Source organism: Streptomyces sp. PA03-5A, from assembly GCF_033792725.1.
GTDB lineage: Bacteria > Actinomycetota > Actinomycetes > Streptomycetales > Streptomycetaceae > Actinacidiphila.
The window spans coordinates 172,035-197,505 of sequence record NZ_JARAVL010000015.1 but is presented as its reverse complement, the minus strand read 5'-3'; the positions used below and the strand labels follow the sequence as shown (position 1 = coordinate 197,505).

General features: G+C 74.1%; 22 protein-coding genes. 8 read left to right on the top strand and 14 right to left on the bottom strand.

Annotated features, from left to right (window positions below; genetic code table 11):
* Window positions 1-73 precede the first annotated feature (73 nt).
* Together PV410_RS20605 and PV410_RS20600 are read left to right on the top strand one after the other, a co-directional pair.
* Entirely contained in the window at window positions 74-985 is a 912-nt protein-coding gene (locus PV410_RS20605; protein ID WP_500326509.1) for a sensor histidine kinase, read from the top strand.
* Entirely contained in the window at window positions 982-1,695 is a 714-nt protein-coding gene (locus PV410_RS20600; RefSeq protein WP_500326507.1) for a response regulator, read from the top strand. The genes PV410_RS20605 and PV410_RS20600 overlap by 4 nt, the downstream gene beginning before the upstream one ends.
* A 547-nt stretch (window positions 1,696-2,242) precedes the next feature.
* Here PV410_RS20600 and PV410_RS20595 read toward each other — a convergent pair.
* Window positions 2,243-2,686 carry a YchJ family protein gene (locus tag PV410_RS20595; RefSeq protein ID WP_500326505.1) on the bottom strand — a complete coding sequence of 148 codons (444 nt, stop codon included), beginning with the start codon at window positions 2,684-2,686 and terminating at the stop codon, window positions 2,243-2,245.
* A gap of 114 nt (window positions 2,687-2,800) precedes the next feature.
* Between PV410_RS20595 and PV410_RS20590 the strand changes: the two genes are divergently transcribed.
* On the top strand, window positions 2,801-3,679 hold the full coding sequence (locus PV410_RS20590; protein WP_500326503.1) for a DcsG N-terminal domain-containing protein: 879 nt from the start codon (window positions 2,801-2,803) through the stop codon (window positions 3,677-3,679).
* Between the two features lie 3 nt (window positions 3,680-3,682).
* On the opposite strand, the gene PV410_RS20585 is transcribed toward PV410_RS20590, so the two are convergent.
* The 6 genes from PV410_RS20585 to PV410_RS20560 all read right to left on the bottom strand — a co-directional run bounded on the left by PV410_RS20585 (window position 3,683) and on the right by PV410_RS20560 (window position 10,611).
* Window positions 3,683-4,444: a uracil-DNA glycosylase gene (locus PV410_RS20585; RefSeq protein WP_500326502.1), complete on the bottom strand. Its 762-nt coding sequence runs from the start codon at window positions 4,442-4,444 to the stop codon at window positions 3,683-3,685.
* A 137-nt stretch (window positions 4,445-4,581) separates the two neighbouring features.
* Window positions 4,582-6,828, bottom strand: coding sequence for an MMPL family transporter (locus PV410_RS20580; RefSeq protein WP_500326500.1), 2,247 nt, complete (start codon window positions 6,826-6,828; stop codon window positions 4,582-4,584).
* Between the two features lie 49 nt (window positions 6,829-6,877).
* On the bottom strand, window positions 6,878-7,501 hold the full coding sequence (locus PV410_RS20575; protein ID WP_500326498.1) for a TetR/AcrR family transcriptional regulator: 624 nt from the start codon (window positions 7,499-7,501) through the stop codon (window positions 6,878-6,880).
* A 136-nt stretch (window positions 7,502-7,637) separates the two neighbouring features.
* Window positions 7,638-8,792 carry a spore photoproduct lyase family protein gene (locus PV410_RS20570; RefSeq protein WP_500326496.1) on the bottom strand — a complete coding sequence of 385 codons (1,155 nt, stop codon included), beginning with the start codon at window positions 8,790-8,792 and terminating at the stop codon, window positions 7,638-7,640.
* A 111-nt stretch (window positions 8,793-8,903) separates the two neighbouring features.
* Entirely contained in the window at window positions 8,904-9,698 is a 795-nt protein-coding gene (locus PV410_RS20565) for a DUF3152 domain-containing protein (protein ID WP_500326494.1), read from the bottom strand.
* A gap of 202 nt (window positions 9,699-9,900) precedes the next feature.
* Complete coding sequence (locus PV410_RS20560) at window positions 9,901-10,611, bottom strand: TetR/AcrR family transcriptional regulator (RefSeq protein ID WP_500326492.1); 711 nt, start codon at window positions 10,609-10,611, stop codon at window positions 9,901-9,903.
* Between the two features lie 116 nt (window positions 10,612-10,727).
* Here PV410_RS20560 and PV410_RS20555 point away from each other — a divergent pair, with 116 nt between their 5' ends.
* Window positions 10,728-11,948 (top strand): saccharopine dehydrogenase family protein, encoded by a 1,221-nt coding sequence (locus PV410_RS20555; protein WP_500326490.1) that lies wholly within the window; start codon window positions 10,728-10,730, stop codon window positions 11,946-11,948.
* On the opposite strand, the gene tgmB is transcribed toward PV410_RS20555, so the two are convergent.
* From tgmB to PV410_RS20530, 5 genes are all read right to left on the bottom strand, one after another.
* Window positions 11,915-12,871 carry an ATP-grasp ribosomal peptide maturase gene (tgmB, locus tag PV410_RS20550; RefSeq protein ID WP_500326489.1) on the bottom strand — a complete coding sequence of 319 codons (957 nt, stop codon included), beginning with the start codon at window positions 12,869-12,871 and terminating at the stop codon, window positions 11,915-11,917. The two genes, PV410_RS20555 and tgmB, sit on opposite strands and share 34 nt — an antisense overlap.
* A 14-nt stretch (window positions 12,872-12,885) precedes the next feature.
* On the bottom strand, window positions 12,886-13,077 hold the full coding sequence (gene tgmA, locus PV410_RS20545) for a putative ATP-grasp-modified RiPP (RefSeq protein WP_018562451.1): 192 nt from the start codon (window positions 13,075-13,077) through the stop codon (window positions 12,886-12,888).
* A 243-nt stretch (window positions 13,078-13,320) separates the two neighbouring features.
* On the bottom strand, window positions 13,321-14,808 hold the full coding sequence (locus tag PV410_RS20540) for a cryptochrome/photolyase family protein (RefSeq protein WP_500326487.1): 1,488 nt from the start codon (window positions 14,806-14,808) through the stop codon (window positions 13,321-13,323).
* A 318-nt stretch (window positions 14,809-15,126) separates the two neighbouring features.
* On the bottom strand, window positions 15,127-15,681 hold the full coding sequence (locus PV410_RS20535; RefSeq protein WP_500326485.1) for a GNAT family N-acetyltransferase: 555 nt from the start codon (window positions 15,679-15,681) through the stop codon (window positions 15,127-15,129).
* Entirely contained in the window at window positions 15,678-16,583 is a 906-nt protein-coding gene (locus PV410_RS20530) for an amidohydrolase family protein (protein WP_500326484.1), read from the bottom strand. Before PV410_RS20530 ends, PV410_RS20535 begins: the two co-directional genes overlap by 4 nt.
* Before the next feature lie 140 nt (window positions 16,584-16,723).
* Between PV410_RS20530 and PV410_RS20525 the strand changes: the two genes are divergently transcribed.
* The 4 genes from PV410_RS20525 to PV410_RS20510 all read left to right on the top strand — a co-directional run bounded on the left by PV410_RS20525 (window position 16,724) and on the right by PV410_RS20510 (window position 22,614).
* Window positions 16,724-17,923, top strand: a complete 1,200-nt coding sequence (locus PV410_RS20525) for a CaiB/BaiF CoA transferase family protein (RefSeq protein WP_500326482.1) — start codon at window positions 16,724-16,726, stop codon at window positions 17,921-17,923.
* 30 nt (window positions 17,924-17,953) lie between these two features.
* A complete protein-coding gene (locus PV410_RS20520; protein ID WP_500326480.1) occupies window positions 17,954-19,096 on the top strand; it encodes an acyl-CoA dehydrogenase family protein in 1,143 nt (380 codons plus the stop codon).
* 82 nt (window positions 19,097-19,178) lie between these two features.
* The gene (locus tag PV410_RS20515) at window positions 19,179-20,393 is read left to right on the top strand and encodes an acetyl-CoA C-acetyltransferase (RefSeq protein ID WP_500326479.1); all 1,215 of its coding nucleotides are present in this window, start codon (window positions 19,179-19,181) and stop codon (window positions 20,391-20,393) included.
* Between the two features lie 37 nt (window positions 20,394-20,430).
* The gene (locus PV410_RS20510; RefSeq protein WP_500326477.1) at window positions 20,431-22,614 is read left to right on the top strand and encodes a 3-hydroxyacyl-CoA dehydrogenase NAD-binding domain-containing protein; all 2,184 of its coding nucleotides are present in this window, start codon (window positions 20,431-20,433) and stop codon (window positions 22,612-22,614) included.
* A gap of 53 nt (window positions 22,615-22,667) precedes the next feature.
* Here PV410_RS20510 and PV410_RS20505 read toward each other — a convergent pair whose 3' ends face one another.
* Both PV410_RS20505 and PV410_RS20500 read right to left on the bottom strand, forming a co-directional pair.
* Window positions 22,668-23,444, bottom strand: coding sequence for a MerR family transcriptional regulator (locus tag PV410_RS20505; RefSeq protein WP_499515605.1), 777 nt, complete (start codon window positions 23,442-23,444; stop codon window positions 22,668-22,670).
* 221 nt (window positions 23,445-23,665) lie between these two features.
* Complete coding sequence (locus tag PV410_RS20500) at window positions 23,666-25,252, bottom strand: PP2C family protein-serine/threonine phosphatase (RefSeq protein WP_500326474.1); 1,587 nt, start codon at window positions 25,250-25,252, stop codon at window positions 23,666-23,668.
* Between the last annotated feature and the right edge of the window lie 219 nt (window positions 25,253-25,471).

Sequence of the window (25,471 nt, the reverse complement as noted above, 5' to 3'; positions counted from 1 at the left end):
CGGGGATCTCATCCTGGGGATGCAGGAACCCTGCATCCAGGGGCTGATGCGTCCGGGGTGGTCGTCTGCGAAGGTGATCCCGTGGCGAGAGGGGGAGCCGGACGTGCTGGTCGTGGCGCTGGGGGTGGCGTGCTTCGCCGCCGTGTGCCTGGCGGTGGCCCTGGTGCGCACGCGGCGCCGCTGGCAGGCGGCCGTGGGGGAACGCGGCTGGCTGGTCGAGCGGGAGCGGGAGAGCGCGGCGCGCGCCGCGGTGGCGGCCGAACGGGACCGGATCGCGCGGGAGTTGCACGACATCGTCAGTCACAACGTCAGCCTCATGGTGGTCCAGGCCGGCGCGGCGCGTGAGGTGATGGGCACGATGCCGGACGAGGCCGCGGCGGCGCTCCGGGCGGTCGAGGACGCGGGGCGCGGCGCCATGACCGACCTCCGGCACCTGCTGGGACTGCTGGCGCCGTCCCCGGACGGCGTGGACGGCGAGGACACCGGGGGCGGGGAGCCTGCTCCGGGTGGGCCCGGCGACGAGGGCGTCGAGGCGCTGGCCCCGCAGCCCGGCCTGGACCGGCTGGGGGCGCTCGTCGACCGGGTCTCCTTCGCCGGGCTGCCCGTCGAGGTGCGCGTATCCGGCGAACCACGCCCCCTGCCGCAGGGCATCGACGTGACGGCGTACCGCATCGTCCAGGAGGCGCTGACCAACGCGCTCCGGCACGGCGACGGCGGGAAGGCGGAGGTGACGGTGCGGTACGCGGAGCGCGCGCTGCGCGTCGAGGTGCTCAACACCGGCCCCAGCGTGCTGGACGGAGCCGGGAGCACGCAGTCCGCGCAGTCCGTGGCGGCCCGCGCCGTGGCGCGCCGCCGTGCGGGCACCGGACGCGGTCTGCTGGGCCTGCGCGAACGGGTCGCGGTGTACGGCGGAGACCTGGACGCCCGGCGCCGCCTCGGCGGCGGTTACCGGGTCAGGGCGCGCATCCCGCTGGACCGGCCGTGACGGCGGCCGCGGACGGGGCGGCCCCCCGCGTGCTCATCGCCGACGACCAGACCCTCATCAGGACGGGCTTCCGGCTCATCCTCACCGCGCGCGGCATCACGGTGGTCGGCGAGGCCGCGGACGGCGCGGAGGCGGTCGCCGAGGCACACCGGCTGCGGCCGGACGTCGTGCTGATGGACATCCGCATGCCGGCCATGGACGGCCTGGAGGCCACGCGCCGCATCCTGGAGCGGACCCCGCAGTGCCGGGTGCTCATCCTGACCACCTTCGACCTGGACCGCTACGTCTACACGGCGCTGTCGTTGGGGGCGAGCGGCTTCCTGCTCAAGGACGTCACGCCGGAGCACCTGGCGGCGGCCGTACGGCTGGTCGGCACGGGGGACGCCCTGTTGGCGCCGTCGATCACTCGGAGGCTGGTGGAACGCTTCGCCTCCGGGTCCGCGGCCGCGCAGGACGGGCCTTCGGTCCACGCCGACCTCGCCGCCCTGACCCCTCGTGAGCTGGAGGTCCTCACGCTGCTGGGCCGCGGCCTGTCCAACCTCGAACTGGCCGCGGAACTGACGCTGAGCGAGGCGACGGTGAAGTCGCACGTCGCCCGCATCTTCGCGAAGCTCGCGCTGCGCGACCGGGCCCAAGCGGTGGTGCTGGCCTACGAGACGGGCTTGGTGCGGCCGCGCGGCCTGGATGCCGGGGGCTCCCCGGAGCGGTGACCCCGCGGCTTTCGGAGGGCCGGTGGGGCGCCTGGTCTGCGAGGTACGGATGCCGTCCCGCAGCCCGCGTGCGGGTCGGTGCTGCAGGATCGGGCTCAGGTGCCGGGCGTGGTCGGCGGGGTGAGTGCCCCGGAGCGACGCCGAGGGGTGCCCGGGACCGGTGACGGTGGTGTGTCGCCGGAGCGGTGAACCTCCGCGGCGTCGCGGTCCGCCGCACGGACGGGTTCCGGCACGGCGAGGTGCGGCGGAGACGGTGATGCCGCACGTCGACCGCCTGCTTGCCCCATCGGCTTGTGCGATCGCGTACCGGCAAGCGTGCCGGCCGACGGGACGGCGCGGGCGGCCTCGGCGCCGGGTACCGCCGAGCGGAAGCAGGCGATGGGGACGCCGCCGGGGCTCCCGGGCGATGAGCCCCGGCGGTCGGCGCGGGCTCCGCGGTGACGGCGCGTGCGCGTACCACGGTTCGGGCCTGCGGACGGGTCTGGTCAGGCCCCGGGGTCTTCGGTACCGAGGGTTCCCCGGGCGGTGCGTTCCCGCCGCGATGCGCTCAGGGCAGGGGCGCCACGTAGACCCAGGCGCCGTCATGGCGGACGAAGCGGCTGTTCTCCTGCATCGCGTCGTGCTCGCCACGCAGGCTGTAGTGCGCGCGGAAGGCGACGGTGCCCTCGCTGTGGAAGGCGCTGCCGTCGGTCGTGGCGAGGATCTCCAGCCGCTCCCAGCGCAGATGGTGGTCGAGGTCCAGGTCCGCGGGCCGGGTCTCCGGGTGCCAGGTGCGCAGTACGTACGCCGCGTCGTGCACCGCGTAGGCGCTGTAGCGGGAGCGCATCAGGGCCTCGGCGGTGGGGGCGGCGGCGTGGCCGGAGTGGTAGCGGCCGCAGCAGTCGCCGTACGTGGCGGGCAGCCCGCAGGGGCAGGGCGTTCCGGGGGAGTGCGGCACGGGACGGGAGTGGGGGCGCGGGGCGGAACGGCGGCCGGGGCGGGACTTGGGCATGCCGCCATTGTGCACGGCCGCTGCGGGCGTGCCCGCAGGCCCCGTGACCACCGGCGATTCCTCCCGGGTAGCCTGCGGGACGGCAAGATCTCCGCCCGACCCCGAGGAGCCCCCGTGCCGCAGCCGAGGATCGCCCTGGTGACCACCGCGCACCTTCCGGCGGGCGCCGTCGACCGCGACCTGCCCCTGCTGCGGGACGCCGTCGCGGCGGCGGGCGCCGAGGCCGTGATCGTGCACTGGGACGACCCGGACGTCGACTGGGCCGGGTTCGACCTGGTGGTCATACGGTCGACCTGGGACTACACGGTGCGCACCGAGGAGTTCCTGGCCTGGGCCGACCGCTGCGGCGCCGCCACCACCCTGTTCAACCCGCCCGCGGTCGTGCGCTGGAACTCCGACAAGCGCTACCTCGGCGAGCTGGCCTCACTCGGCGTGCCCGCGGTCGCCACCCGCTACCTCCCGCCGGGCGGCGGCACCGGCGGGCTGCCCGGCGACCGGGATTTCGTGGTCAAGCCCGCCGCGGGCGCGGGCGCCCGCTACGCCGCGCGCTACCGCCCCGGGCAGCACGAGGAGGCGCGGGCGCACGTGGCGCGGATGCACGAGGAGGGCCTCACCGCGATGGTCCAGCCCTACATGCCGCGGATCGACACCACCGGCGAGCGCGCCCTGGTCTTCCTCGGCGGCCGGTTCCTGCACGCCATCGCCAAGAACGCCGTGCTGTCCCCGGACACGCGCTACGACCAGCGCAAGGTCGCCCACCCCGGGGTGCGTCCCTGGACCCCGACCGAGGCGGAACTGGCCGCCGCGGAGCGGGCGCTGGCCGCCGTACCGGGTACGCCGGAGCTGCTCTACGCCCGGGTGGACCTCGTCGACGGCGAGGACGGCGCCCCGTGCGTGATGGAGCTGGAGCTCATCGAGCCCAACCTGTTCCTGACGGACCACCCGGACTCGTTGCCCGTGGTCGCCGGCGCGATCGTTGCGGCCGCGGGCTGAGTCTCAGCGGGTCACGGGCAGCCCGGCACGCGCGGCGGCCGTCGCGAGGACCTCGCGCAGCATGGCGGGGGTGAGCCGCCCGGTGAAGGTGTTCTGCTGGCTGACGTGGTAGCAGCCGAACAGGTGCAGCGGCGGCTCCCCTTCCGCGGGGGCCGCCAGTTCCACGTGCGCGCCGTGCCCGAACCGGGGGAGCGGCCGCGGCAGCCGGTACCCGGCGCCGCCGAGCACGGGCAGCAGCGCCTGCCAGCCGAACGCGCCGAGGACGACGATCGCGCGCAGCGTGGGCCGCAGCAGTTCCAGTTCGCGCACCAGCCACGGGCGGCAGGTCAGCCGCTCCTGCGTGGTGGGCTTGTTGGCGGGCGGCGCGCAGTGGACGGGCGAGGTCACCCGTACCCCGTACAGCTCCAGGCCGTCGCCGCGTTCCGTGGAGGTGGGCTGGGAGGCCAGGCCGACGGCGTGCAGCGCCTCGAACAGCACGTCGCCCGAGCGGTCGCCGGTGAACATCCGGCCGGTGCGGTTGCCGCCGTGCGCGGCGGGGGCCAGACCGACCAGGGCCAGCGCGGCGTCCGGCGGGCCGAAGCCCGGCACGGGACGGGCCCAGTACTCCCATCCGGCGTAGGCGCGGCGCCGGACCCGGGCGGTCTCCTCGCGCCAGGCGACCAGCCGCGGGCAGGCCCGGCAGCCGGTCAGCCGTTCGTCGAGCGCGGCCAGGTCCCCCGCACCGGGCGCGGACAGGGCGGGGAAGTCCGCCGATTCCTGCTGCACCGTGCGCCGTCCCTTCACGGCCCTACGGCGGTCGCAGGGCCCGCGTCCCACGCTACCCACCAGGCCCCCGGCCCCGCCGCGGGGGCGCGGCGGGGCCGGGGGAACGCGCCGGGAGGGCGCGGGGTCGGGGCGTCGGGTCAGGCGCGGGCCGGTTCAGGTTCCCCCGCCGCACCGGACGGTTCCGCCGCGTCCGCGGCGGGCACGGGGCGCAGCCCCTCGCCCTCGACGTCGACGTTCGGCAGGATCCGGTCCAGCCAGGACGGGAGCCACCAGGCCCGGCGGCCCAGCAGCGCGAGCACCGCGGGGACGATGGCCATCCGGACGACGAACGCGTCGAAGAAGACGGCGGTCGCCAGACCGAACCCGATCGATTTGATCATCGCCTCGCCGGAGCCGATGAACCCGGCGAAGACGGCGATCATGATGATCGCGGCGGCGGTGACCACCCGGGCACCGTGCCGGAACCCGGTGACGATGGCCTGACCGGGCCGCTCGCCGTGGACGTGGGCCTCGCGGATGCGGGTGACCAGGAAGACCTCGTAGTCCATGGCGAGGCCGAAGACCACCCCCACCAGGAAGATCGGCATCATCGACATGATCGGGCCGGTCTGCTCGACGCCCAGGAGAGAGGCGAGCCAGCCCCACTGGAAGACCGCGACGACCGCGCCGAGGGCGGCGGCGACCGAGAGCAGGAAGCCGAGGGCGGCCTTCAGCGGCACGAGCACCGAGCGGAACACGACGATCAGCAGCACGAAGGCGAGGCCGACGACGAGCGCCAGGTAGGGCAGCAGCGCGTCGGTGAGCTTCTGCGAGGTGTCGATGTTCAGCGCCGTGGTGCCGGTGACGGAGACCTTGGCACCGGTGCGCTCGGTGATCCCGTCCCCCGTGGTACGGATCGCCTTGACCAGGTCCTCGGTCTCGGCGCTGCTCGGCTTGGACGCGGGCACCACGTTGATGATCGCGGTGTCCCCGGCCTTGTTGAACGTCGCCGGGGTCACGGCCGCCACGTCGTCGAGGCCCTTGATGTCCGCGGTGGCCTCCCGGACCGCACCCCGGGGGTCGACGGCGCCCTTGACGTCGGCGACCACGACGAGCGGCCCGTTGAAACCGGGGCCGAAGCCCTCCGACAGCAGGTCGTACGCCCGGCGCTGGGTCGTCGAGACGGGCTGGGAGCCGTCGTCGCCGAGGCCGAGTTCGATCGACGCGGCGGGCACGGCCACCGCGCCGAGCGCCGCGACGCAGACGAGCAGGACGGCGACGGGCCGCCGGATGACGAACCGGGCCCAGCGGGTGCCCATGTTGGGCCGTTCCGTGCGGGCCCTGCGGTGGGCGTGGTGCGCGTTCCCGTCGCGGCGGCGGAACAGGCCTCCGGCGTCCGCCGGCCGGACGCGTCGGCCGGCGAAGCCGATGAGGGCGGGCACCAGGGTGAGGGCGATGAGGACGGCGATGACGACCGTGCCGGCGGCGGCCACGCCCATCTTCGTCAGCATCGGGATGTTGACGACCGACAGCCCCACCAGCGCGATCACGACGGTCAGCCCGGCGAAGACCACGGCGGACCCCGCGGTGCCCACGGCGCGGCCGGCCGCCTCCTCGCCCTGCCGCCCCTCGGCGAGCTCGGCACGGAAGCGGGACACGATGAACAGGGCGTAGTCGATGCCCACGGCCAGGCCGATCATCATCGCCAGGATCGAGGTGGTGGACCCCAGGTCGAGGGCGCTGGCGAGCGCGGTGATGGAGCTGACGCCGATCCCGACGCCGATCAGCGCCGTGACCAGGGGCAGCCCGGCGGAGACCAGCGAACCGAAGGTGATCACCAGGACGACGGCGGCGACGGCGATGCCGATCACCTCGGTGGACCCGGTCTCCGGGCTCGTCTGGAGCGCGTCACCGCCGATCTCCACCGTCAGCCCCTTGTCGCGGGCGTGCGCGGCGGCGGTCTCCAGTTCCTCGCGGGAGGAGTCCCGCAGCTCCATGCCGGGGACCTCGTACGCCACGCGGACGTAGGCGACGGTCCGGTCCTCGCTCACGGCCCCGGCCGTGTACGGGTCGTCGACGGAGGCGACCTCGGCGCCCTGCCGCAGCTCGTCCACGACCTGCCGGACGGCCTTCTTGTTGGCGCTCTGCGTCATCTTCCCGCCGACGGGGGCCTTGAAGACCACGCGGGCGGTCGCGCCGTCGGAGCCGGTGCCGGGGAAGCGCTGGTCGAGCAGGTCGAAGGCCTTCTGGGACTCGGTGCCGGGCACGGAGAAGGAGGAGCTGCCCGCGGCGGGCGCGTTGGCGGCGCCGACACCGGCGAGGGCGAGCAGCGCCACCCAGATCAGGACGACGAAGTGCCGTCGCCGGAAGGCGAACCGGCCGGTCCGGTGGAGGAATGTGGCCACGGGGGCGTACTCCCTGTCGGGTTCGTGGGTCGGTGGAGGAGGGGTGCCGTCAGGGAGCGGGCGCGGGGACGGGTCCGGGGCGGACGCCGAGCGCGGGCAGGATCACCGCGTCGAGGAAGGCCAGCAGGTACCTCTGGGTGGGCGGGACGCCCTCGAGCACGTGCCGGGTGGCGAAGGCGCCCAGCAGCATCTGCACGAGGTAGGGGATCGCCGGGTTGTCCGCGCTGATCTCCCCGCGGTCGACGGCGCGCCGCACCAGGGTGTCCAGGCCCGAGCGCTCCGGCTGGACCATGACCTCGCGCAGGGCGTGCAGCAGGTCGGGATGGGCGTGCAGGGCCATGGCCAGACCGCGCATGAGCGCGCAGTCGCGCTCCAGCCGCCGGTCGTCCTCGAGGGTCAGCAGGGCGCGCAGGTCGCGGCGGAGGCTCCCGGTGTCGAGGTCCCCGGCGCTGACGGGCTTCTCGTGCCGCAGTGCCATGGCGACCAACTCGGCCTTGCCGCCCCACTGGCGGTACAGGGTGGCCTTGCTGCAGTGGCAGCGAGCGGCGACGGCGTCCATGGTCAGGGCCTCGTAGCCGACCTCGCGGAGCAGGTCGAGGGTGCTCGTGTAGACCGCGGCCTCGCGTTCCGGGGTGAGGCGGCTGCCACGGCGGGCGGTGACCGGTGCCGGCATGGCCCTCTCCCTCCTAAACGAAACGGTTTCGTACTCGTCTGAGCATAGGGTTGGAGCTCATCGAAACGAAACGGTTTCGTACGTGGCTTGTGTCACGTCGTGGACGGGAACTCCCGCAGAACTTCCGGAGGAAGCCTCAGAAGGCGTAGCGGATGCGGAGCCACGGCGCGTGCTCCGCGGCGAGCGCCAGCAGCCGGCGTACGGACGCGGCCTTCTCCGCGGCGCGGTAGCGCACGTTCAGGTCCCCGTTCTGCGAGTGCTTCGGCTCCTGCAGCGCGGGGCGCCACAGCAGTTCCTCGGCCCGGGGGTGCCAGCCCAGGTTGACCTCGTGCAGCCCGGCGTTGTGGGTGAGCATGATCACCTCGGCCGCGGCCTGGGCCTTCACCGCCGCCGGAAGGACGTCGTCCAGGTGCCGGAACAGCTCCGCCCACGCGGTCTGCCAGCCGGGACGCACGACGACCGGCGACAGGTTGAGGTGCACCTCGTACCCGGCCTCCAGGAAGTCGCCCGCGGCGGCGATCCGTTCGGCCACCGGGCTGGTGCGGATGTCCAGCAGCCGGGAGTCCTCGGGCGGCATCAGCGAGAAGCGGATCCTCGTGCGTCCCCGGGGGTCGAGCCGCAGCAGGTCGGGGTTGACGAACTTGGTCGCGAAGGAGGCCTTCGCCGTGGGCCACCGCCGGAAGGCCGCTACGAGGTCGGCGGTGTTGTCGCTGATCAGGGCGTCCACCGAGCAGTCGCCGTTCTCGCCGACGTCGTACACCCACGCCCGCGGGTCGCACTGGTTCGGCGCGGGCTTGCGGCCCTGCTCCGCGACGTGCCGCGCGATGCGGCCGATGACGCGGTCGATGTTGGTGAAGGTGGTGACCGGGTTGGCGTAGCCCTTGCGGCGCGGGACGTAGCAGTAGGCGCAGGCCATGGCACAGCCGTTGGAGGCGCCGGGCGCGATCCAGTCGGCCGAGCGGCCGTTGGGGCGGACGGTGAGCGTCTTCTTCACCCCGAGGACCACGGTCCGCGTCTTCACCCGCACCCAGCGCGCGGCGTTGCCCTCGTTGCCGTGCAGGCCCGGGATCCGCCAGTGCGACGGCACCTCGACGACGACGGCGTCCGGGAAGCGGGCGAGGATCTCCCGCCCCCGCGGGGACGCGGCCGCCTCCGGCTCCGCGTAGACGGTGCGGACGTCCAGCAGACGTGCGGCGGCGGGGGAGTCGCGGAAGGACGCGCCGCCCGCCGCCGTGTGCCGCGGGGGCAGGACGTCGTCGAGCGGGAAGAGCCCCTCCGGTTCCGGTGCCACCGTCCCGACCCTACCCGGACGGGCGGGGCCGCCCGGGGAGCCGGCGTGCGGCGTCGCGGTCATCTGGCGGCCGGGCCGCGGGGCCCGGCCCGGGCGCGGCGCGGTCGCCCGTCACGGGACGGCGGGGCCGGTGATCATCTCGCCGTGCCGGTCGTACGGCCAGGCGTTGGCGACGCAGCCGTGCAGGCCCTTGATCTGCTGCATCATCGCCGGGGCGGGCCGCCCGGGACCAGGGCAGCCGCGGTGGCCGCGGCCGAGACGGTGGCCGACCTCGTGGTTGACGATCAGGGCGCGGTACTCGGCCGGACGGCCCTTGTAGTACGGGCTCAGCAGCACCCAGCGCTTGAGGTTGACCACGACGTCCTTGCCGCCGCTGCAGTTGACCTCGCCGCCGGTGTCCAGGCCGTACTTCGCGCACAGGGCGTCCGTGGTGTCCGGGGTGGCCAGCCGCACGAGGAAGTCGTACGGCGGCGCGGAGACCCGCCGGAAGGCGGCGCCGGCCGTCGTCCAGCCGCGCTTGTCGGCGAGTATGCGGTCGACCTGCGCGGCGACCGAGGCGGCGGAGAACCCGGTGCCGTCCTCGACCTCCACGCCGTACAGCAGCGGGGTGCCGTGCCCGATGGTCTGCCGGCTGCCGGGGGCCTTGGTGAACCTGCCGTCGCCGTGCTCCGGCACCCGGATCAGGGTCGGCGTCGCCGTCGGCGTCCGTGGGGGCGCCGAGGGCCGCAGGGCGGAGGCGGCCGGCCCGTGCCGGCCGGCCGCGGGGACCGCCCGCTCGTGAGCGTTCTGTAGGGCGGGCACCGCGCACAGCGCGCCGGCGCAGACCCCGAGGACCGCGAGGCACGGCACCAACAACCGCCACCGGGGCGTCGTCGCGGGGGCTCGGTCCGTCCGGCGGTGCTTCATACGTCGTACTCCATACGGCCGCGTGCGAACCGGCGGCGAGCGCCGGAGCTCACGCTCCTCTCACGGTTGTGCGGTCATGCCGGGCGGGCAGTGCGACGCCGGCGGAGGGCTCGACGGGCGCCCCGGCGAACCCGGACCCGCGCAGGTCACGGGCGGGTCCGGCCTTCAAGTATGCGCAGAGAGGTGAACGGCAGGTGAGCCCTCAGGCTTCCCGTGACGCCGTCAGCCGGGCCGCGGCGCTGTCCAGGAGCATGTCGAGGGCGGTGGGGTAGGCGCTGCGGTTCATGCGGTCGACCAGTAGGCCGGCGGTGGCCGCGATGTGCGGGTGGGTCCGCGCCGGGAGGCGCGCGTACGTCTCCCGCCACACGTCCCGGTCGGCGGACCGGGCGGCCTCGGGGAGGGCCAGGGTCGCCGCGTCCAGCGCGGCGAAGGCCAGGGCCTGGTCGATGAAGGCCTGGTAGATCGCGACCGCGGCGGGGTCGGGGAAACCGGCGGTGCGCAGGATGCCCAGGACGGTCTCGTCGGCAGCGGTCTCGTGGGCGCGGCCGGAGACCCGGCTGGCGGTGAGCACCGCCGCCTGCGGATGGGCGAGGTACGCGGTGTGGATGCGCAGCCCCAGGTCGCGCAGGTCGGCGCGCCAGGTGCCGGTGGACCGCCAGCCCTCCACGGCCCGGCCCATCAGGTCGTCCGCGATGGCCAGGGTGAGGTCGTCCATGCCGCGGAAGTAGCGGTACAGCGTGCTCGGGTCGGCGCCGAGCGCGGTGCCCAGCCGGCGCACGGTCAGCCCGGCGGAGCCGTGCTCGCGCAGCATCCGCAGCGCGGTGTCGACGATCAGCCGGTGCGAGAGCACGGCCCCGCTCCTGGTGGGGCGGCGGCGCCGCCGTGCCGCCTCCTGGACGACCTTCTTGGGCACGCGGCCCCTCCTTCCCGCCTGCGGCCTTATGCCAACGCCATTGACCATACGTCGCGCGGCGGCGTTTCATCCCTGGGCAGAGGCGCCTCCGCCTCGGAAACGGAGACTTGTCAGCCATGCGTGTACTGCTCGTGGGAGCCGGCGGGGTGGGCACCGCCATCACCCGGATCGCCGCCCGCCGCTCGTTCTTCGAGGCCATGGTCGTCGCCGACCGGGACCTCGCCCGCGCCGAGGCCGCCGTCGCGGCCGCGGACGACGGGACGGGCCGGTTCTCCGCCGCCCGCGTCGACGCCTCCGACGAGGCCGCGGTCACCGCGCTGCTCGCCGAGCGGCGCTGCGACGTCCTGCTCAACGCCACCGACCCGCGCTTCGTGATGCCCCTGTTCGGTGCCGCCCTCGCCGCCGGTGCCGACTACCTCGACATGGCGATGTCGCTGTCCCGCCCCCACCCCGAGCGCCCCCATCAGGAATGCGGGGTCAAGCTCGGCGACGAGCAGTTCGAGCGGGCCGCCGAGTGGGAGGGGGCCGGACGGCTGGCCCTGGTCGGGATGGGCGTGGAGCCGGGCCTGTCGGACGTCTTCGCCCGCTACGCCGCCGACGAGCTGTTCGACGCGATCGAGGAGATCGGGGTGCGCGACGGCGCGAACCTCACCGTCGACGGCTACGACTTCGCTCCGTCGTTCAGCATCTGGACCACCATCGAGGAGTGCCTCAACCCGCCGGTGGTCTACGAGGCCGGACGCGGCTGGTTCACGACCCCGCCCTTCAGCGAGCCCGAGGTCTTCGACTTCCCCGAGGGCATCGGCCCCGTCAGCTGCGTGAACGTCGAGCACGAGGAGGTGCTGCTGATGCCGCGCTGGGTCGACGCGGGGCGCGTCACCTTCAAGTACGGCCTGGGGGAGGAGTTCATCGGCACCCTCAGGACCCTCCATCAGCTGGGCCTGGACCGCACCGAACCCGTCGCGGTGGGCAGCGACCTGGGAGCGGCCCGGGTCAGCCCGCGGGACGTGGTGGCCGCCTGCCTGCCGGACCCGGCGACGCTGGGCGAGCGCATGCACGGCAAGACCTGCGCCGGGACGTGGGTCAAGGGGACGAAGGACGGCCGGGCGCGCGAGGTGTACCTGTACCACGTCGTCGACAACCAGTGGTCGATGCGCGAGTACGGCTCGCAGGCCGTCGTCTGGCAGACGGCCGTCAACCCCGTCGTGGCCCTGGAACTGATGGCCGCGGGCTCCTGGGCGGGCAGCGGGGTCCTCGGCCCGGAGGCCTTCGCGCCGCGTCCGTTCCTCGACCTGCTGACCTCCTACGGCGTCCCGTGGGGCGTACGGGAGTCCTGACAGCCGGCCAGCCAGTTGGCGATGGCCGCGGTGATGGGCTGCCCCGTCGCCAGCTCGACGAAGCCGAACTGCCCGCCCTGGTTGCACTCCAGGAACCACCAGGTCCCGTCGGTGTCCTCGGCGAAGTCGAAGGCGCCGTAGGCGAGTCCGGCCGCGGCCATGTACTCCCGCACCGAGCGCACGATGCGCGCCGGCGGCTCGACGGGCTCCCAGTCGGCGTCCTCGGGGCTGCCGAACCGGCCGTCGACCTGGTCGGGGCCGGACTTCTTGCGGGCCGCGAACAGCCCCGTCCCCACGCAGGTCAGCCGGATGTCGGCGGCCTTGGGTATGTACTGCTGCAGCAGCGTCGGGCCGGCGGCCACCGCGGAGAAGTCGGCGTCCGGGGCGACCAGCGTGGTCGGCAGCGCCATCGGCGGATCGCCCGGATGCGTGCCGGAGACCGACTTGACCACCAGCTGCGGATGCTGCTCGGCGAACTCCCTTGCCGCCTGCGGGAAGGTGGTGATGAGCGTGGCGGGGACCGCGAACCCGCAGTGGTGCGCGGTGAACAACTGCCACGGCTTGTAACGGGCCTGCGCCGCGGCGCCCGGGTGGTTCATCCACCGGGCCCGCACGCAGCGCAGCGCCCCGTACAGTGCTCCGCCGGCCTCGGCGGTCAGCCACGCGGACTGCTCCGCCGCGCCCGCGCCGGGTGTGCCGGGTCTTCGGATCCAGATCGAGCGCACGCTGTCCATGCTCACCATGCGCTCCTGGACCGACAGGTACCCGCGTACGTCACCGCGTACGTACTCGGCGGACATGGACACCTCGCCGGGCAGGTCCGCAGGGTCCAGGCGGACCACCGGCGTCCCGCGGTCGTGCAGCGCGGCCACCACCAGGTCGGCTGTCACGTCCTCGGGGGAGGTGAGGATCAGGACGGTCATCGGGTTCGGGGTGCTCAGTCGTCGAAGTGCGTCTTGGAGCCTGCGGTGGAGACGGTGGCGGCCGTGGCGAGCAGCAGCGCGCGGTCGGTGATGACGGGGCGTCCGTCGGGGAGCACGTTCAGCTGCAGGGCGGAATCGTAGGTGTACGGCGCTACGAATGTTTCGGGTGTGGCCGGCCGGGCATGAATCAGCGCGAACGGTCGCATGGCTTCTCCTCACTACTCCTGCGCGTCGGGCAGCAACCAGCTCCAGTGCCCAACTGCGGCCCTACGTATGAGACTCACGTGGGCCCCCGAACCGTTCCCTGTTACTGGTGTGACGCAGGTAACTATACGTGCCTGAAGTGCATTGAGTTCGCTACGCAGAGTGACGAAGTGACTCTCTTTCGTAGGTATCGCCAAGGGGCACCGGTGTTCGCGTACCCCCTGCACGGCGGAGGTTGCGCACCGTCACGGAGTTCGTCGTCCGCGCTCCTCCTCCAGGGCCAGTACCTCGGGCAGGTTCCCCAGCCGCTCCAGCCCCCGAACCGCCCTCGCCGTACGGTGGTTGGCGGCGAGCAGGTCCCGGTGCCGGTGCACGAAGGACCAGTAGCCGGTCGTGTACGGGCAGGCGCGCTCGCCCGTCCGTTCGGCGGGCCGGTAGGCGCAGCCGTCGCACAGGTCGCTCATGCGGTGGATGTAGGCGCCCGCCGAGGTGTACGGCTTGGTCGTCATCAGCCCGCCGTCCGCGTACTGGGACATCCCGACCACGTTCGGCGCCATCACCCAGTCGTGGCCGTCGACGAAGCAGCGGTGGAACCAGTCCGTCAACTCCGCCGGGTCCCAGCCGTGTTGGAGGGCGTGACTGCCCAGCACCATCAGCCGGGGGATGTGGTGGGTCCACCCCGTGTCGCGGACCTGGGCCAGCACCGTCGACAGGCAGCGCGCCCGCACCGCTTCCGCGTCCAGTTCCAGGAACCAGCGCGGCAGCCGCGTGTGGTGGCGCAGTTCGTTGCGGCGCCGGTAGCCGGCGCCGAAGTGCCAGTACAACTGCTGTACGTACTCGCGCCATCCGGCGACCTGCCGGACGAAGCCCTCCACGCTGTTCAGCGGCGCCTCACCGGACCGCAGGGCGCGCTCCGCCCGCTCGACGCACTCGGCGGGGTGCAACAGCCCCAGGTTCAGGGGGGCGGAGAGCAGGCTGTGGCTCATCACCGGGTCCCCGGCGAGCATGGCGTCCTCGTACCGCCCGAACTCCGGCAGCCGGTGCGCGACGAAGGCGCGGAGCGCCGACAGGGCCTCGCGCCGGGTCGCGGGGAACATGCGGGGGCCGTCGCGTCCCACGAAGCGGACCCGGCCCTCGCGCTCCCAGCGGTCCAGGTCGCGCCGGACCTCCTCGTCGATCTCGTCCTCGTGCGGCCGCCAGGGCGGCGGCACCCCGAGGTCGTCCCGGTCGCGCGGCGGCGGCTCCCGGTTGTCGTGGTCCAGGTTCCAGCGCCCGCCGGCCGGTTCGCCGCCGTCCATCAGCAGGTCGTGGGAGCGGCGCACCCAGCGGTAGAAGTCCTCCAGCAGCAGGCGTCCGCCGGAGCGGCCCTCCAGCCACCCGGCGAAGTCCTCACGCGGCACCAGGAACGCGCGGTCCGGCAGCACCTCGACCCGGTCCAGCGATTCCACCAGCCTCAGCGCGGCCCGGGAGCTCGGCCGGCACACGGTCACGCCTGCGTCGCCGACCGCCTCGCGCAGCCCCTCGCGGTAGGTCCCTGCCCGCACGTAGCGCACGCGGTCGCCGAGTTCCGCCGCCCGGTGCCGCATCGCGGACAGCAGGAGATGGGCCTTGGCCCGGTGCGAGCGGCGCCGGGCGAACGCCGAGCGCGCCTCGATCATCACCACGGGGACGCCGGGGTCGAGGAAGTGCGGCCCCAGCTGGTCGCCGAAGAGCCAGTGCGGACGTGGCGCCATGCGGGGTACCTCCGGTGGCGTGCGGCGGGACGTAGCGGGATGTTCCGGGCGGGGACATCCTTCATCACGCCGGCGGCCGACGGCTGCAATGGCGTCCGTGGCCGCCCGCCGGTGTCGTCGTTCCGGACTGCGGTGAGCGGGGAGCCCCTTCGCCCGTTCCCGATGAGCCTGCCCGAGGCGCCTGGGGCGCCCTGCATGCGGTACGGCCGTGACCGCCACCCTGCTGCCTCAGCCGTCCCGGCGCCGCGCCCCCTTCCGTCGGAGCGCCGCACGGGCCGCCGCACGGGCCCGGCGGCCCGGCAGCACCCGCCGAGTGGGTCAGCCCCGTGTCGCGTCGGATCGCGGGGTGACGTCGCGCTGCCAGCGGGTCTCGCCGTCCACGACGAGGGACGTGGCGGCCAGGCCCGCCGCCGCGGCGACCGCCCCGGACGCCCGGTGCCCGGGGTGGACGTGGGCGACGACGCGGTCCACGGGGAGCACGGCGAGCCAGGTGACGAGGGCGACGGCCGCCTCGGTGGCGATGCCCCGGCCCTGCCAGGGGGTGCCGACCACCCACGCGACCTCCGCGACCGTGCCGTCCGGCGTGTCCCACGCCACCGTCGCCTGCACGGTGCCCGCGAGGCGGTCGTCCGCGCGGAGCCGGACCACCCAGTTCCACCAGGACACGCTCGGGTCCCCGGAGCCGGCGACCAGGCGGGCGTAGCGGGCGCGCAGGCCCGGTGCGTCGTACGGAGCGCCACCGGTGAACTCGTGGAGCCGGGGGTCGCCGAGCACGGCGGCCATCTCCTCGGCGTGCTCGACCCGCAGCGGTTCGAGGACCAGCCGCGCCGTGGTGAGCGCTTCGGGGCCGCCGGGCCGCAGGGGCGGCGTCACCCGGCGAGCCCGAACAGCCGGACGGCGTTGCCGTGCAGGACGCCCCGCGTCCACGCGTCGCCCAGCTCCAGCCGCGTCAGCGCCTCCAGGGCGTGCGGGTACGCGTACGGGATGTTGGGGAAGTCGCTGCCGAACAGGACGCGCTCCCCGAGGTCGGCCAGCCGCTTGCGCTCCGGGGGCGGGAAGGGCGCCGCGGCCTCGCTGAAGTCCGTGAAGGCCATCGTCGTGTCCAGGTGCACGCCCTCGTACCGCCCGGCGAGGTCCAGGAACGCCCCGTACTCGGGCATCCCCATGTGGGCGACGACCAGCCGCAGCCGGGGGTGCCGGGCCAGCAGCCGCGCGATCGGGCCGGGACCGGTGTGGCGGCCGGGGACGGGGCCCGACCCGCAGTGGGTGACGACGGGGACGCCGCTGTCCGCGAGCAGCCCCCAGACGGGGTCGAGCAGCGGGTCGTTGGGGTCGAAGGCCCCGACCTGGACGTGGCACTTGAAGACCCGGGCGCCCGCCTCCAGCGCCTGCCGGACGTAGCCCGGCGCCTGCGGCTCCGGGAAGAAGGTCGCCGTGTGCAGGCAGTCGGGCGTCCGGGCGGCGAAGCCGGCGGCCCAGGAGTTCAGCCAGGCGGCCATCGCAGGCTTGTGCGGGTAGAGCATCGAGGTGAAGGCGCGCACCCCGAACGCCCGGAGCGTGGCCACCCGCGCGTCCTCGTCGGTGCGGTACGCGATGGGCCACGGCCGGCCCGTGAGCGGGCCGGCGGAGTCGAAGTACGCCCAGACCTTGGCCAGCACGCGGTCCGGCATGAAGTGCGTGTGCACGTCCACGATCCCCGGCAGGCCCAGGCCCTGCCAGAGCTCCCTCACCCGTACGGCGTCGTCCGGCGGCGCCACGTCCGTCACCTGTGCCACTGTGCCTCCTCCATGGCGGTGATCCTCACACGAACCGCGGCCCGCCGGGGCTGCCGCCCTTGTCAACGGCATCGCGCATCCATAGCATCGCCAGTGTTACAGCAATACTGTCATGCTCGTTGCGAAGCCGGAGGCCCCCGATGACCGAGGCGGGAACGCGACCCGGGGAAGCGGCCTCCGCCGGCGGGCCGCTCGCCGGTGTGCGCGTGGTGGAGCTGGCCGGCATCGGGCCGGCCCCGTTCGCCGCCATGCTGCTCGGCGACCTCGGCGCCGACGTCGTCCGCGTCGACCGGCCCGGTGGCTCACGGCTCGGCATCGACCCGGCGCACGACGTCACCAACCGCAACAAACGCTCCGTGGTCGCCGACCTCAAGAGCGAGGAGGGCGCCCGGCTGGTCCTGGACCTCGCCGCCCGCGCCGACATCCTGCTGGAGGGCAACCGCCCCGGCGTCGCCGAACGCCTCGGCGTCGGTCCCGCCGACTGCCACGCCCGCAACCCCCGCCTCGTCTACGGCCGGATGACCGGCTGGGGCCAGGACGGGCCGCTCGCCCCGCGCGCCGGGCACGACATCGGCTACATCGCCGTCGCCGGGGCCCTCGGGATGATCGGCTCCGGCGACGGACCGCCCGCCATCCCGGCCAACCTGCTCGGCGACTACGCGGGCGGCTCCCTCTACCTCGTCACCGGCGTCCTCGCGGCCCTGCACCACGCCCGCGCCACCGGCACCGGACAGGTCGTCGACGCGGCCATCGTCGACGGCGTCGCCCACCTCGGCGCGATGATCCGCGGCATGGTCGCCGCCGGCGGCTGGCAGGACCGGCGCGGCGCCAACCTGCTGGACGGCGGCTGCCCCTACTACGCCGTCTACGAGACCGCCGACGGCGGCTGGATGGCCGTCGGCGCCCTGGAACCCGCCTTCTACGCGGAGTTCGCCCGGCTGCTCGACCTCCCCCAGGACGCGCCGGACCGGGGCGACCTCGGACGCTGGGACGAGCTGCGCGCCGTGATCGCGGCCCGCTTCAAGTCCCGTACCCGCCAGGAGTGGACGGAGGTCTTCGAGGACAGCGACGCCTGCACGGCGCCGGTGCTGTCGCTGGCGGAGGCCGCGGCCCACCCCCACCTGGCCGCCCGCGGCACCTTCGCCGACGCCGGCGGCACCACCCAGCCCGCTCCCGCCCCGCGCTTCTCCGCCACCCCCGGCGTGCTGCGCCGGCCGCCCGCGATGCCCGGCGCGCACACGGCCGAGGTCGCCCGCGACTGGGACCTGCCGGCGCCCGCCCCAGGGGCCGCGCCGCCCAGCACCACCCTCGTCGAGCAGGCCGGGGACCGGCTCCCGTAGCCGGGCCACCGGCGGAAGGCAGGCACAAGCATGCAGCGCGACCTCTTCACGGCCGAGCACGAGGCGTTCCGGGAGACCGTGCGGACCTTCCTCGCCAAGGAGGTGCTGCCGCACCACGAGCGCTGGGAGAAGGCCGGCATCGTCGACCGCGAGGCCTGGCTCGCCGCCGGCCGCCAGGGCCTGCTCGGCCCGGCCGTCCCCGAGGAGTACGGCGGCGGGGGCAGCGACGACTTCCGCTACGCGGTCGTGCTGGCGGAGGAGTTCGCCCGCGCCGGGGCACACGGGCTCGCCCTCGGCCTGCACAACGACGTCATCGGCCCGTACCTGACCGGACTGGCCACCGAGGAGCAGAAACGGCGCTGGCTGCCCGGCTTCTGCAGCGGCGAGACCATCACGGCCATCGCCATGACCGAGCCCGGTGCGGGCTCCGACCTGCAGGGCATCCGCACCACCGCCACCGACGCGGGCGACGCCTACGTCCTCAACGGCTCCAAGACCTTCATCTCCAACGGGATCCTCGCCGACCTCGTCGTGGTCGTCGCGCGCACCACCCCCGAAGGCGGTGCGCGCGGGCTGAGCCTCCTCGTCGTGGAGCGCGGCATGCCCGGCTTCGAACGCGGCCGCAACCTGGACAAGATCGGCCAGAAGGCCCAGGACACCGCCGAGCTCTTCTTCCACGACGTACGGGTGCCCAAGGAGAACCTGCTCGGCACCGAGAACCAGGCCTTCTTCCACCTGATGGCCAACCTCGCCCAGGAGCGGCTCACGATCGCCGTCGCCGCGGCGGCCGCCGCCGAGCACCTGCTGGACCTCACCACCACCTACGTCAAGGAGCGCGAGGCCTTCGGCCGGCCGCTCGCCCGGCTCCAGCACATACGGTTCGAGATCGCCGAGATGGCCACCGAATGCGCCGTCACGCGCACCTTCGTCGACCGCTGCATCGGCGAGCACGCGGCGGGCCGCCTCGACGCGGTGCACGCGTCGATGGCCAAATGGTGGGCGACGGAACTGCAGAAGCGGGTCACCGACCGCTGTCTGCAACTGCACGGCGGCTACGGCTACATGAGCGAGTTCCCGATCGCCAAGGCCTTCACCGACGGACGCATCCAGACCATCTACGGCGGCACCACGGAGATCATGAAGGAGATCATCGGCCGTTCGCTGCTCGGCTGATCCGGCCCCATCCCCGCCCGTCACCCCCACCGGCATCCCCACCCGCATCCCCACCGACACCCTCATCGAAAGGCACCCGACGTTGAGCACCGACGCCTACGTCTACGAGGCCATCCGCACCCCGCGCGGGCGCGGAAAGGCCAACGGCTCCCTGCACGGCACCAAGCCCATCGACCTGGTCACCGGGCTCATCGACGAACTGCGCCGCCGCCTGCCGGGCCTCGACCCGGCCGCGATCGACGACATCGTGCTCGGCGTCGTGACCCCGATCGGCGACCAGGGCTCCGACATCGCCAAGACCGCCGCCATCGCCGCCGGGCTGCCCGAGACCGTGGCGGGCGTTCAGGAGAACCGCTTCTGCGCCTCCGGACTGGAGGCCGTCAACATGGCCGCCGCCAAGGTGCGTTCCGGCTGGGAGGACCTGGTGCTCGCGGGCGGCGTCGAGTCGATGTCCCGCGTCCCCATGGGCTCCGACGGCGGGGCCTGGGCCATGGACCCCATGACCAGCTACACCACGGGCTTCGTGCCCCAGGGCGTCGGCGCCGACCTCATCGCCACCATCGAGGGCTTCAGCCGCCACGACGTCGACTCCTACGCCGCCGAGTCGCAGGCGCGCGCCGTCGAGGCCTGGAAGGAGGGGCGTTTCGACCGCTCCGTCGTCCCCGTCGTCGACCGCAACGGCCTGGTCGTCCTCGACCGCGACGAGCACATCCGGCCCGGCACCACCGCGGAGAGCCTGGCCGGGCTGAAGCCCTCCTTCGCCACGATCGGCGAGGCCGGCGGGTTCGACGCCGTCGCGCTGCAGAAGTACCACTGGGTCGAGAAGATCGACCACGTCCACCACGCGGGCAACTCCTCCGGCATCGTGGACGGCGCCGCCCTGGTCGCCATCGGCAACCGCGAGACGGGCGAGCGCTTCGGCCTGGCCCCGCGCGCCCGCATCGTCTCCGCCGCGGTCTCCGGCTCCGACCCCACCATCATGCTCACCGGCCCCGCCCCCGCCTGCCGCAAGGCGCTCGCCAAGGCCGGGCTGACCGTCGACGACATCGACCTCGTCGAGATCAACGAGGCCTTCGCCGCCGTCGTCCTGCGCTTCATGCGCGAGATGGGCCTGAGCCACGACAAGGTCAACGTCAACGGCGGCGCCATCGCGCTCGGCCACCCGCTCGGCGCCACCGGCGCCATGATCCTGGGCACCCTGATCGACGAACTGGAGCGCCGCGACCAGCGGTACGGACTCGCCACGCTGTGCGTCGGCGGCGGCATGGGCATCGCCACCGTCGTCGAGCGTCTCTGACCTCCTGTCCCGCACCCCGCAACGGAGCCGACCGAACATGACCGCTCTTCCGACGAACACCACCATCCGCTGGGAACAGGACGGGACCGGGGTCGTCACCCTCGTCCTCGACGACCCGAACCAGTCCGCCAACACCATGAACCAGGCCTTCAGGGAGTCCCTGCGGGTCGTCGCCGACCGCCTGGAGGCGGAACGCGACTCGGTCCGCGGCGTCATCGTCACCTCCGCCAAGAAGACCTTCTTCGCCGGCGGCGACCTCAAGGACATGATCAAGGCGGGTCCCGAGGACGCCCCGCAGATCTTCGAGGCCGGCATGGGCATCAAGCGCGACCTGCGCCGCATCGAGACCCTCGGCAAGCCCGTGGTCGCCGCCGTCAACGGCGCGGCCCTCGGCGGCGGTTACGAGATCGCGCTGGCCTGCCACCACCGCGTCGCGCTCGACGCCCGCGGATCGAAGATCGGCCTGCCCGAGGCGACCCTCGGCCTGCTCCCCGGCGGCGGCGGGGTGGTCCGCACGGTGCGGCTGCTGGGCATCACCGACGCGCTGCTGAAGGTGCTGCTGCAGGGCAACCAGTACGACCCGCGGCGGGCGCTGGAGAACGGGCTGGTGCACGAGGTCGCCACGGACCACGACGACATGCTCGCCAAGGCGCACGCCTTCATCGACGCCCACCCCGCGTCCGCGCAGCCGTGGGACGCCAAGGGCTACCGCATCCCCGGCGGCACCCCCAGCACCCCCGCGTTCGCGGCCAACCTGCCCGCCTTCCCGGCCAACCTGAGGAAGCAGCTCGCCGGCGCCCCCTACCCGGCGCAGCGCAACATCCTGGCCGCGGCCGTCGAGGGCGCCCAGGTCGACATCGACACCGCCTTCACGATCGAGGCCCGTTACTTCACCGAGCTGGTGACCGGCCAGGTCGCGAAGAACATGATCCAGGCCTTCTTCTTCGACATGCAGGCCGTCAACTCCGGTGCCAGCCGCCCCAAGGACGTCCCGGCCCGGAAGGTCACCAAGGTGGCCGTGCTCGGCGCCGGCATGATGGGCGCGGGCATCGCCTACTCCTGCGCCAAGGCGGGCATCGAGGTCGTCCTGAAGGACGTCACCGCCGAGGCCGCCGAGCGCGGCAAGGCGTACTCCGCGGGACTGCTCGACAAGGCCCTGGCCAGGGGCCGCACCACCCAGGAGAAGCGGGACGAGCTGCTCGCCCGGATCCACCCCACCGCAGACCCGCAGGACCTGGCGGGCTGCGACGCCGTGATCGAGGCGGTCTTCGAGGACCCGGCCCTGAAGCACAAGGTCTTCCAGGAGATCGAGGGCGTGGTCGCCCCCGACGCCCTGCTGTGCTCCAACACCTCCACCCTGCCCATCACGCTGCTCGCCGAGGGCGTGCAGCGCCGCGGGGACTTCATCGGCCTGCACTTCTTCTCGCCGGTCGACAAGATGCCGCTGGTCGAGATCATCAAGGGCGCCCGCTCCGGCGACGAGGCCGTCGCCCGGGCCTTCGACCTGGTCCGGCAGATCCGCAAGACCCCGATCGTCGTCAACGACTCGCGCGGCTTCTTCACCTCGCGCGTCATCGGGCACTTCATCAACGAGGGCGTCGCCATGGTCGGCGAGGGCGTCGACCCCGCGACCGTGGAGCAGGCCGCCGCCCAGGCGGGCTACCCGGCCAAGGTGCTGTCCCTGATGGACGAGCTGACGCTCACGCTGCCCCGCAAGATCCGCGAGGAGTCACGGCGCGCGGTGGAGGAGGCCGGCGGCACCTGGCAGCCGCACCCGGCCGACGCCGTCATCGACCGCATGGTCGAGGAGTTCGGCCGCCCCGGGCGCAGCGGGGGCGCCGGCTTCTACGACTACGCGGACGGCAGGCGGGCGGGCCTGTGGCCCGGACTGCGCGAGCACTTCACCAAACCGGAGGCGGCGGCCGTCCCCTTCGAGGACCTCAAGGAGCGCATGCTCTTCGCCGAGGCGCTGGACACCGTCCGCTGCCTGGAGGAGGGCGTCCTCACCTCCGTCGCCGACGCCAACATCGGCTCCATCCTGGGCATCGGCTTCCCCGCCTGGACCGGTGGCGTCCTGCAGTACGTCAACGGCTACCCCGGTGGCCCGGCCGGCTTCCTCGCCCGCGCCGAGGAGTTGAGGGCCGCCTACGGCGAGCGCTTCGCGGCGCCGGAGCTGCTGGTGCGCAAGGCCGGGCGGGGCGAGACCTTCACCGACGGCTGACCCGTACGACGGTGCCGCGGCCCCCGCACCCGGGGGACCGCGGCACCGTCGTCTCAGTCCTCTCCGCGCCCCCGGTCGCCGAGCCCGGCGGCCGTGGCCCGCAGTTCCTCGGCGAGCGACCGCTGGAAGGCGGTGACCAGGGCCTGGACGACCATCGGCTGCAGGTCGTCGGTGAGCCTGCGCATCCGGGCCCGCTCCTCCGGCGCCGGGCGTCCGGCCACGTACGGCTGCCACACCTCCTGCTGGAAGAGCCGGTGCAGCTCGTGGGCGACCGCGCGGGCGTGCTTGAGCACGATCTCCCGGGTGGCGAGCAGCGTCTCCAGCGGGATCGGCACGTCCAGCAGGCGCACGCCCAGGTGCAGCAGGGCCGGGTTCACCAGCAGCACACCGGGGTCCCCGGTGGGGTGCAGGACGCCCATGGCCGCGAGCCGGTCCAGGTCATGGCCGCTCAGCGGCCGCCCCGCCCGCTGCTCCAGCCTGTCGCGGGCCAGCTCCTCCGCTGCGTCCGGCATCCATGTCGCCACCAGCGCCCGGTGCAGTGCGAGGTCCTCGGGGGTGATGTCGGCCGGCAGCTGGTCCAGGTAGCGGCCGATCGCGGCCAGCGTCAGCCCCTGTCGCTGCAGTTCCTCGATCAGCGCCAGACGGGCGAGGTGGTCCGGCCCGTACAGACCGACGCGCCGGGTGCCCAGTTCCGGCGGCGGCAGCAGGCCCTTGGCGCTGTAGAAGCGGATCGTGCGGACCGTCGTACCGGACCGTGCCGCGAGCTCGTCCACCGTCAGGCGCGGCTCCTCGGCCGCCGGCGCGGTCTGCCGGGCGGGGGACTGCGTCATGCGCCGGATCTCGCTCTCTGCCTCGCCGCGCTGGTCATGACACCAGTATGACCGGTCACGGTGCGCAGCCGGGGCCGCGCCGGCGTCCGCGGCGGGCCCGGGAGGGCCGCCGCACACGGCATGCCGCGCCCGTCGAGGGATCCGACCGTCGACGAACGCCCGGGACCACCGCGGCCATCGGCGGGTGCAGCATCCGGCCGGCGGCGCTGGTCGCGCGGGACTCAGGACCCCGCGGGGCGGCGGGAGCCGGGGTCCGCGTCGCCATCGGTGCCGCGCGGGGCGGCCATGCCGACCAGCGCGATGTCGTCGTGGGGGCGGTCGGCGAGCCATTCGGTGGTGCGCATCTCCACGTGCTCGACCAGGGCCTCCACGGGCATGCCGACACACCCGGCCATGGTCGTCTTCAGGCGCTCCGAGCCGAAGAACTCACGGCCCGTCACCCCGCCGCGGGCCTCGGTGACGCCGTCCGAGTAGAGCAGGCAGCTCTCCCCGGGCTGCAGCACCGTGGTGAAGGTCGTCGCCCGTACGTCGGGCACCGCGCCGATCAGCGTGCCGGTCGTGTCGGCCTCCTCCACCTCGCCGGAGGCCCGCAGGATGAGCGGGGCCGGGTGGCCGCCCGCGGTGAGCCGCAGCCGCACCTGGCCGTGGCCGAGCGGGGTGACACCCGCCAGCACCATGGTCGCGAACCGCGTGTGCGCGGTGTTGAGGAGCGCGTCGTTGAGCAGCGTCAGCAGCCGCACGTGGTCGGTCTCGACCAGGCGCAGGGCACTGAGGGTGTTGCGGATCTTGCCGGTGAGGACGGCGGCCTCCAGGCCCTTGCCGCACACGTCCCCCAGGACCACGGTGCTCTCGCCGTCGGAGTCCAGCGCCGGGTAGGCGTCGTAGAAGTCCCCGCCGATGCGCAGCGCCTCGCGGGCCGGCCGGTAGGAGCCCGCGACCTCGGTGCCCCTGAGGGGCTTCAGCCGCGGCGGCAGCAGGTCCTCCTGGAGCAGGGCGGCGCTGCGCGCCTGCTCGGTGTAGAGGACGCAGGCGCAGATCGCGGCGCCGGCCCGGGCGGCGAAGACCCGGGCGAAGGTCTCCTCCTCGACCGTGAACGGCCCGCCGAGGCGCCGCATCAGGATGAGCGCCCCCGCCGGGACCCCGTTGCCCGGCAGCGGGGTCACCAGCAGCGACACCGGGGTGCCGAAGTCCTCGGGGACCACCCAGTCCGGGGTCTGCGCGGGGTCGATCCAGCGGGACGGCACCGGGGGGAACCCGGCCAGCGCCTCCGCCAGCCCCGGCACCTCGGCGGGATCGGCGGACGGTGCGCACTCCTCCACGCCGGGGCGGCCCGCGACGGCCCGGGTCAGCCGCAGCCGCCGGTCGGGCGGGGTGACGACCACCGCGGCGTCGGCGAGCCGCGAGGCGGCCAGTTCGGCCGTGGCGGCCAGGCACTTGCGCGGGTCGAGCGAGGAGAGCAGCCGGGCGGACGCCTCGGCCAGGAACGCCGTCCGTTCCTGGGCCAGCCGTAGTTCGCGGTCGGCGCTGCGGGCGTCCGTCACGTCGGTGAGGTACCAGGCGTGGTGCCCGCCCGGGAGGTCGGCGCGGCGTGCCGTGACCTGCCGGCTCCCCACGCCGCCGTGGGCGGTGGACGCCCCGGAGGCGTCCGCCGTCGTCAGCCACGCGGGCGCGGTAGCGGCGAGCGGGCGGCCGGGCACCGCGTGCGGGGCCCAGGAGGTGACCACGGCGTTCACGGCACGGATCACCCCGGCGCGGTCGCACACCACGACGGCGGTCTCGGTCAGGGACTCGATCAGCGCGCGCAGCACCCGTTGCCCGATCCGAGCGGAGGTGCCTGACCCCTGCTCTCGGGCCACTGGTGAGCGCGGAGGCGGGAGAGACGTCACGATGCGGTAGGAGCATGGCCGGGGCCGTCTGGGACCGTCGGGCTCGCTCCGGTCACCCTCTCGTACCTGGACGAAGGTTGGCTGGGCAAACAGTTGCCCTTCGGCAAGAGTCTTCCCCATCGCCCGTCACCGGGCAAGCTC